Below are 9320 nucleotides of genomic sequence, written 5' to 3'. Positions count from 1 at the left end.
GCTATTTATTATTTTAACCAACAAGATAGATCAGATACTTATGCGGATTGGTATAATATAAAAGGAATAGAAAATGAATAATAAATTTAAAAAGTTGACCACATTAATTTCGGCGGCGGTTATTTCAGCGTCTTTTAGTACAACCGTAATGGCGCAAGATACTATTGCGATGGTTGTTTCTACTTTAAACAATCCTTTTTTTGTTACTATGAAAGAGGGTGCTGAAAAGAAAGCCGAAGAATTGGGGTACAAGCTGATTGTGCTTGATTCACAAAATGACCCCAGTAAAGAGCTATCAAATGTTGAAGATTTGGTTGTTCGTGGTGTAAAAGCAATTTTAATCAACCCGACTGATTCCGATGCGGTTGGAAATGCTATCCGTATAGCAAATCAAGCAAACATTCCGGTAATAACCTTAGATCGTGGTGCAAGTCGCGGTGATGTAGTGACACATATTGCTTCTGATAATATTGCTGGTGGAGAGATGGCGGGTAAATTTATCAGTGAAAAAATCGGTAAAAATGCGCGTGTTATCCAACTTGAAGGTATCGCCGGTACATCGGCCGCACGTGAGCGTGGGGAAGGTTTTATGAATGCAGTTAAAAGTGAAAACATGAACTTACTTGCTAGCCAACCTGCTGATTTTGACCGTGCTAAAGGTCTCAATGTGATGGAGAACATGATCGCTTCTAATCCGAATGTACAAGCCGTATTTGCACAAAATGATGAGATGGCATTAGGGGCTATTCGTGCTGTGCAAGCATCGGGAAAAGATATTCTAATTGTTGGTTTTGATGGTACAGATGATGGTATCGCGGCGGTTAAACGTGGTTTATTAGGGGCTACTATTGCTCAACAACCAGGTCTGATTGGTGAGATTGGTGTTGAGTCTGCTGTGAAAGTCTTAAAAGGTGAATCAGTAGATAAAAATATTCCTGTACCATTAATGATGGTTGTTAAATAACTCTCTTAATCAGGATCAGGGTTCGCTTTGATCCTACTTCTTTTCTATTTGGTATGTTAATTATTCCATTCTGAAGCTAAAAAAATTGTAACTACTTAGCACCCCTTCAAATTTGAGGTGTTTTTATAAAAATAGACTGTAAATGCTCAGGGCTAAGCCATTTATGCTTAGTTCAAGGCGAAAAAGCGCAGTTTAGTGGTTTAAATGAGCATTTTTCAACGATGAAATAGGCTTAAATGGCAACGACCTGAGTAGTTACAAAAAATTAAGCTAAAAACAGGTGCTCGTTATCATGAATAAATTGGTCGTTTTAGGCAGTGTTAATGCAGATCATGTTCTGCAAGTTCCTTCTTTTCCGCGTCCCGGTGAAACATTACAGGGTAAAAATTACAGTGTTATTGCAGGTGGAAAAGGTGCTAATCAAGCAGTCGCTGCCGCACGTTTGGGGGCCGATGTAAGCTTTATCGCCTGTGTGGGTGACGATAGCTTTGGGTTAAATATCCGTGAGGCATTTAAACAGGATGGCATTAATGTTGATGCTGTGATGATTGAAGCGAATAAACCAACGGGGATTGCGATGATTCAGGTTGCTGCTAGCGGAGAAAATAGCATCTGCCTTTCTGCAGAGGCAAACGCTTGCCTAACGGCTGAACGTCTACAACCTTATCATCAGCTTATTCGTGATGCTGATATGTTATTAATGCAGTTAGAAATCCCGATGGAAGCAATTATAAGTGCCGCCCAAATAGCAAAGCAGGAAAACACTCAAATTGTATTAAACCCTGCACCCGCACAACCATTAACAGATGATTTACTGCAACTTATTGATATAATTACACCCAATGAAACAGAGGCTGAGCAACTGACTGGGATTAAAGTGACCAATACAGAATCTGCACATCGAGCTGCTTTGCAACTCCACCGTAAAGGAATCAAGTTGGTGATGATAACTATGGGCAGTGAAGGTGTATGGGTAAGTGAGCATGGTCATGGTGAACAGATAAAAGGTTTTAGAGTGCAAGCCGTTGATACAACGGCTGCGGGTGATACCTTTAACGGCGCATTACTCACACGTTTATTAGAAGGTGCAACGCTCACTGATGCAATACGTTTTGCGCATGCAGCCGCTGCTATTACCGTAACGGGTGCTGGTGCACAGACATCAATACCCTATCGAAATACAGTAGATAATTTCCTTAATAATGCAGATAATAGCTAAAAATATAAAAGGGTAAAGATAACCGAATGGCAACCATTAAAGATGTGGCAAAACATGCAGGCGTATCAACTTCAACGGTAAGCCATGTACTTAATAAAACACGTTATGTTAGCGCTGATATTATTGAGCGGGTAATGAAAGGGGTTGATGAACTAAATTACACACCTTCTGCGCTTGCTCGAAGCTTAAAATTAAAAAATACCCGTACTTTTGGCATGTTGGTCACTACCTCGACTAATCCATTTTTTGCAGAGGTGGTTAAAGGCGTTGAACGACGTTGTTACGAGCAGGGTTATAACTTGCTTTTATGTAATACAGAAGGAGATCTCACACGTTTGGATTTTAATATCGATATGCTGTTACAAAAGCAAGTTGATGGTTTATTGCTCATGAGCGATGAGATTGCCAGTCAAAATTTAGACATATTTGCACGGCATAAACCCGTACCTACGGTTATTCTTGATAGTGGAGAGGCTAATTTTCCTTGTGACAAAATACATGACAATTCCCAGCATGGTGGTTATTTAGCCACACGCCACCTTATCGATAACGGTCATACTCAAATTGGCTGTATTAGCGGGCCTCGCGATAAAAAAGCGACTTTTGCGCGTTTTACCGGTTACCTGCAAGCGATGCAAGAGGCAAACCTTGAAGTTAATGAAACATGGTATGCCTTTGGTAATTTTGAATGTGAAGGGGGTAAGCAGGCATTTGAAACTATTTATGCAACTGGTGAGTTACCCACCGCGCTCTTTGTTTGTAACGATATGATGGCGATGGGGGTGATAAGTGCCGCTGATAACTGTGGTGTTGGTGTACCAGAAGATCTATCCATTATTGGATATGATGATATCAAACTGGCTAAATATATCTGCCCGGCATTAACGACTATTCATCAGCCAAAATTTAATCTTGGACAAATGGCTTTTGATACCTTACTCGATAAGGTGAAAACTGGCCGTGAAGAAAGTGTTGAAATTAATTTAGCACCCACATTAGTGATACGTGATAGTGTTAAAAGACTAAGTACCTAGAAGGTTTGAAGTAATAGCTAATGAGGTACAAACCAAAAAAGCCAGTAACGAATTAACATTACTGGCTTTTTTATGTGTTAGCTATTAGCTTATTTTAGTTTGCTTAAATCACGCACGGCACCTTTATCGGCAGACGTTGCCATCATTGCATACACCTTTAACGCTGCTGAAATAGGGCGGTGTCGATCAACAGGTTTCCAGCCAAGTGCATCTTGTTTAACGCGGCGTTCAGCTAATATTTCATCTGATACTTTCAAGGTCATTTCACGGGTTGGAATATCAATAAAGATAGTATCGCCATTTTTGATTAAACCAATCATGCCACCCGCGGCCGCTTCTGGTGAAACGTGGCCAATGGATAACCCTGATGTACCACCTGAGAAACGACCATCGGTGATCAATGCACACGCTTTGCCCAGTCCCATGGATTTTAAATAAGTTGTTGGGTAAAGCATCTCTTGCATACCCGGACCACCTTGTGGACCCTCATAACGAATAACCACTATGTCACCCGCAACGACTTTTCCACCTAAAATGGCGGTTACAGCATCATCTTGATCTTCGTATACTTTTGCAACACCAGTAAAGGTAAGGTTGTCATCATCAACACCTGCGGTTTTAACCACCGCGCCATCAACGGCCATATTACCAAATAAAACCGCTAAACCACCTTCAGTGCTAAACGCGTTTTCTAGTGAGCGAATACAACCCTCTTTACGGTCGTTATCGACTGTCTCCCAGCGACAAGACTGACTAAATGCTTTAACAGTACGAATACCAGCAGGGCCTGCACGATAGAAATCGATAATCGCGGGATCTTGTGTTTGCATAATATCGTATTTTGCTAACTGCTCTTTCATGGTCATATTTAAGATAGTCGGAATATCACTGTTTAAGAACCCCGCTCTGTCGAGCTCGCCTAAAATCGCCATCACACCACCTGCACGATGCACATCTTCCATGTGGTATTTCGGGGTAGAAGGGGCAACTTTACACAGTTGAGGAATACGACGTGACATGGCATCCATATCATTGAGATTAAAATCAATTTCAGCTTCTTGTGCGCAGGCTAATAGATGCAAAATGGTATTGGTTGAACCACCCATGGCAATATCGAGTGCCATGGCATTCTCAAAAGCCGGTTTGCAGGCAATTGAGCGTGGTAATACGCTGTAATCATCTTGCTCATAATGGCGTTTGGTGATCTCAACAATACGGCGACCCGCTTCTAAAAATAGCGCTTCTCGGTCTGCATGTGTTGCGAGCATTGATCCGTTACCCGGTAGCGATAAGCCTAATGCTTCGGTTAAACAGTTCATTGAGTTAGCAGTGAACATGCCTGAGCATGAGCCACAAGTAGGACAAGCACTGCGCTCCACTTTTGCTACATCTTCATCAGAAACGTTTTTATCCGCGCCCATGACCATTGCGTCAACTAAGTCTAGTTTAATCAATTGATCAGAAAGTTTGGTTTTACCTGCTTCCATTGGACCGCCAGAGACCATGATGATTGGAATGTTTAGACGTAAACCCGCCATCAACATGCCCGGTGTGATTTTGTCACAGTTAGAGATACAAACAATCGCATCGGCACAATGCGCGTTAACCATATATTCAATAGAATCAGCAATCAGATCGCGTGAAGGCAAACTGTATAACATGCCTGAGTGACCCATTGCGATACCATCATCAATGGCGATAGTATTGAACTCTTTGGCAATACCGCCCGCTTTTTCAATTTCACGTGCGACTAACTGTCCCATGTCTTTAAGATGCACATGACCGGGTACAAATTGGGTAAATGAGTTTGCAATGGCGATGATAGGTTTGCCGAAATCTTCATCTTTTACGCCTGTTGCGCGCCATAATGCACGAGCACCTGCCATGTTACGGCCATGTGTGGAGGTTTTTGAACGGTAATCTGGCATTTTAAATTCCTTTCTATTTGGGATAAAACACCTCAATGATTAATGAGGTGTTGAGTTATTACTCTATTTTTTATGTTTCACTTGATCTGATTTAAGCAGATTACTTTATTATTAACAACTATACCGAACCACTTTGAAAGTGAGCGTTAGCATATGCAGTGGTTCTGGTCTCTAACTATGCACTGACTTTAACCCTTGCTTCTTGGCTAAGTGTTGCCACTTTAGTGATGCCAAAAATTTTTTCCAGTTGCTTGGTTAACAAACTAATTTTACGTTCACTGCAAACGGTGAGTGTGAGGTGTAAAGCCTGCCCGTTTTTAGAGATTTCTGCATTGAGATTTTGCACCGCAAAACCACGGTGACGTACCACGCGTAATAGACGCTCTAATAACTCTGGGCTGTTATCACCTTGAATGATCAGTAATGATTTCATTATAAGCTCTCCATCATTTTGTCGTTCGGTGCACCCGGTGGGACGAGTGGCCAAACATTTTCTTCTTCTGAAATTGAAACGTGTAGTAAATAAGCTCCTTTACTGTCAAGCAAACGACTTAAGGCGCCTTGTAATTGAGATTTAGTTGCAATCGTTTCACCGGGAATATCAAAGGCACTTGCCAGTGTCACAAAATCGGGGTTATCGGTGAGAATTGTTTCACTGTAACGGCCATCAAAAAACAGTTTTTGCCACTGACGCACCATGCCTAAGCGTTGGTTATCAATCAGCAAAATTTTAACGGGCAATTTTTTACGTTTAATCGTACCAAGCTCTTGCACATTCATCATAAATGAGCCATCACCAGACACGGCGATAACGGTATCATCGGGACGCGCGACTTGTGCGCCAACCGCTGCTGGAATACCAAAACCCATGGTGCCTAATCCTGAACTGGAGATATGATTTTCAGGTCTGTCTACAAACATATGTTGCGCAACCCACATTTGGTGTTGACCAACATCCGTGCAGATAACCGTATCACGTGGTTGCATCTCTGCAAGTTGGCGTAACATTGCAGGCGCATAAATAGCATCACCGGGGTGATCATAACGATTAGCAAAATCGACTTTCATTTTTAAGATATGCTTTTGCCACTCCCCGATAGAGGTTGTGGTTTCAAGCAGTGGCAAGATCTGTTTAAGGTCATCGGTCATGGCTAGTTCAACCGTGCGCAGTTTATCAATTTCAGCAGCGTCAATATCAAGATGGATCACTTTTGCATGCGGCGCAAATTCATCCAATTTACCCGTTACTCTGTCATCAAAACGTGCACCAATGGCAATTAACAGATCACATTCTTGAATGGCAAAGTTGGAGGCTTTACTGCCATGCATGCCGACCATACCCATGAAGTAGGGAGAGGAATGCTTAACTGCACCAATCCCTTTTAAGGTACAAACGCTGGGGATTTTTGATTTTTTGATAAACTGGCGTAACGGTTCAACCGCTTGTGCCATGCCCACGCCACCACCGATATAAAGCAGTGGTTTTTTCGCATTTTCAATCATTTCTCGCGCACTGTTAATGGCAACTTTATTGATTGTGTTAGGTGTTTTTGTTGCATGAATAGGGGAAAAATTTAGCGCATCACCAAGCTGAATATCTTTTGGGATATCAATTAAAACCGGGCCGGGTCTACCTGAACTCGCAAGTTCAAATGCCTGCTCAATGATAGGGCCTAACTGATCAGCACTTTGCACCATAAAACTATGTTTGGTGCAGGCAAGTGATAACCCTAATACATCTATCTCTTGGAAAGCATCCGTACCAATTAAATGGCTGGCAACTTGGCCGGTAATCGCGACGATTGGAATTGAATCCATCATTGCATCAGCAAGCCCTGTTATCAGGTTAGTTGCGCCCGGGCCTGAGGTTGCGATACACACGCCAACTTTACCCGTTGAACGTGCGTAACCAATGGCTGCCATAATAGCGCCTTGTTCATGGCGACATAAAAGATGATCAACGCCACCATCATAAAGTGCATCATAAAGTGGCATGATAGCGCCACCGGGGTAGCCAAAAACTTGGCTGATATTGTGTTGTTTTAATGCGTGAACAACAAAGTTAGCACCGTTCATTAGTTTCTTCCTGAATTTAGTGAAGGGATATCGTGGCTATTTTTCATAGTTAAAAGGGAGCTTTATTTTTTAAAAGTGTGTCTTTATAGCAAAAGTTGCTGTTTTTTTCAACTGCGATCACATTTTTGCTAAAAGTAGGCAGGTAACTTAATGATAAATTTTAACTTTTTTAGCTTCGTTGATTCAGGTCAATCTGAACGTCATCTTTTTTTATACCCTTAGCTACAGTTAATAGTCTATTTTATAACAGTCATAAATGAGGTATTAGAAATGTATAATAAAAATAAAAAATCAGCATTTTCTGGAAAGTTACAGTCGGTAAGTTTTCGTTTAAAAAGTAGTGTATTGATAACTTTAATGGCATTGTTACTTATTGCATATCAAGGAATCTCTGGCATGCAACAAGCGACAGAATCGATTGAAGACCTTTATACACAAGGAATGCAACAAGCTATCCGTGCAGGGAAAATTTTAGATGAATTAGGCGACGCTAGAAGTGAGTTATTATTTTCGTTTCAACATGATCCCAATTCTGAAGTTGTTAAATTTCATGATCATCGCATTGAATTACATATCAATGCCATTGAAGATTCCATTCAGTTATTACATCATATTATTGATAATGAAATTTTAAGTTCTGATTTATCACACGAGGAGCGAAGACAAGTTGAAAAGCTGGCCAGTCATCTTGATAAAATTACAGATCAAGGTTTTAACTTGGCTTTAGATGCACTACAACAAGGTGATTATACAAAAGCGAATATCATTTTATTAAAAAAGATAAATCCAGTGTTTAAGTTGGTCAAAAAAGAAGCAGAAGTTTTTTTAGCGCTACAGGTGGCAGAAGGCAAAGAAAATTTTGAACAGGCGAATGATAATATCGATCGTTTTTTAATTACCGTTATTATATTGGTATTGACCAGTATGGCGATTGTATCATTTGTATCTTTACTGATTATTAAGCGTGTAAATAGTGCTTCGTTTCAGCTTGAAGAGACCGCTAATAAAATTGCTTTAGGTGATCTGACTCAGCGCATTAATTTAAGTGGCAATGATGAGTTTTCTCATATTGCAAACCACGTGAACAAAATTGTAGAAAGCTTTCAAAGTATTGTGTTATCAACTTACCAATCAACCTCACAATTAACCCGTTCTGCAGAAGAGAATGCCACGGTTGCCCAGCAAACCAAACAAAATATTATTGATCAACAACAGCAAACTCAACTGATTGCTACTGCTATTCATCAATTTACTGCAACAGTACATGAGGTGGCACAAAGTGCCAGTTCAGCATCACAAGCTTCAGCAGAAGCTGATTTAGCAGCGACAGAAGGACAGAAAGTGGTGAAAGAGAGTATTCAAATGATTGAAAATTTATCATCTGAGATGCAGGAGTCAGTTGAGTCGATGCAACAATTAGCGCAACATGCAGAGGATATCGGCAGTGTGGTGGAGGTGATTCAAAGTATTTCTGAGCAAACAAATTTACTCGCTTTAAATGCAGCCATTGAAGCTGCCCGAGCAGGTGAGCAAGGGCGAGGATTTGCTGTGGTTGCCGATGAAGTGCGTACGTTGGCAAGTCGCACTCAAAAATCTACACAAGAGATACAGCAGACGATCCAGAGTTTACAACAGGGCAGTCGAGAATCGACACAGCGTTTAATAGAAGGTGCTGAAAATGCGAAAGTGACCGCAATAGAGGCGCAGAAAGCGGGTGATGCATTGGCCAAAATCACCACCAGCGTAGATCAAATTAATGATATGAATGCACAAATTGCCACCGCCGCCGAGCAACAAAGCTCTGTGACTGAGGAGATAAATCGTAATATTACTGCGATTAGTGATATCTCTGAGCAAACTGCATCAGGGGCTGAGCAGAGTAGTGAGGCGAGTGCCGAACTAGCGAAATTGGCTGAAATAATGCAAGCAGATATTGCTAAATTTAAAGTGTAAAAACATGTAAAGAATAACAGCAGAAAAGAGTAATACCATTCCGCTTAATATAATGATCAGGTTTTACGCAGGGTAAATTACTAAGGTCAAGGCGCATGATTGAGTAATAGCCGGCTATTGCGATTGAATGCAACGCAGATATTAGT

7 protein-coding genes are annotated in these 9320 nt (G+C 41.1%); 4 read left to right on the top strand and 3 right to left on the bottom strand.

Annotation, left to right across the window (positions count from 1 at the left end; translation table 11 throughout):
- Positions 1-73: 73 nt before the first annotated feature.
- The 3 genes from rbsB to G322_RS0114700 all read left to right on the top strand — a co-directional run bounded on the left by rbsB (position 74) and on the right by G322_RS0114700 (position 3217).
- Positions 74-964, top strand: a complete 891-nt coding sequence (gene rbsB, locus G322_RS0114710) for a ribose ABC transporter substrate-binding protein RbsB (protein ID WP_022942504.1) — start codon at positions 74-76, stop codon at positions 962-964.
- 292 nt (positions 965-1256) lie between these two features.
- Positions 1257-2183 (top strand): ribokinase, encoded by a 927-nt coding sequence (rbsK, locus tag G322_RS0114705; protein WP_022942503.1) that lies wholly within the window; start codon positions 1257-1259, stop codon positions 2181-2183.
- A gap of 26 nt (positions 2184-2209) precedes the next feature.
- A complete protein-coding gene (locus G322_RS0114700) occupies positions 2210-3217 on the top strand; it encodes a substrate-binding domain-containing protein (protein WP_022942502.1) in 1008 nt (335 codons plus the stop codon).
- A gap of 89 nt (positions 3218-3306) precedes the next feature.
- Here G322_RS0114700 and ilvD read toward each other — a convergent pair whose 3' ends face one another.
- From ilvD to ilvG, 3 genes are all read right to left on the bottom strand, one after another.
- Positions 3307-5145, bottom strand: a complete 1839-nt coding sequence (gene ilvD / locus G322_RS0114695; protein ID WP_022942501.1) for a dihydroxy-acid dehydratase — start codon at positions 5143-5145, stop codon at positions 3307-3309.
- A 175-nt stretch (positions 5146-5320) separates the two neighbouring features.
- The gene (ilvM, locus tag G322_RS0114690) at positions 5321-5578 is read right to left on the bottom strand and encodes an acetolactate synthase 2 small subunit (RefSeq protein ID WP_022942500.1); all 258 of its coding nucleotides are present in this window, start codon (positions 5576-5578) and stop codon (positions 5321-5323) included.
- Complete coding sequence (gene ilvG / locus G322_RS0114685; protein ID WP_022942499.1) at positions 5578-7221, bottom strand: acetolactate synthase 2 catalytic subunit; 1644 nt, start codon at positions 7219-7221, stop codon at positions 5578-5580. The genes ilvM and ilvG overlap by 1 nt, the downstream gene beginning before the upstream one ends.
- 270 nt (positions 7222-7491) lie before the next feature.
- On the opposite strand from ilvG, the gene G322_RS0114680 reads away from it, so the two are divergent.
- Positions 7492-9174: a methyl-accepting chemotaxis protein gene (locus tag G322_RS0114680; protein WP_022942498.1), complete on the top strand. Its 1683-nt coding sequence runs from the start codon at positions 7492-7494 to the stop codon at positions 9172-9174.
- Positions 9175-9320: the final 146 nt, after the last annotated feature.

The organism is Psychromonas hadalis ATCC BAA-638, from assembly GCF_000420245.1.
Lineage (GTDB): Bacteria > Pseudomonadota > Gammaproteobacteria > Enterobacterales > Psychromonadaceae > Psychromonas > Psychromonas hadalis.
This window is presented reverse-complemented; position numbering and strand designations above follow the sequence as displayed.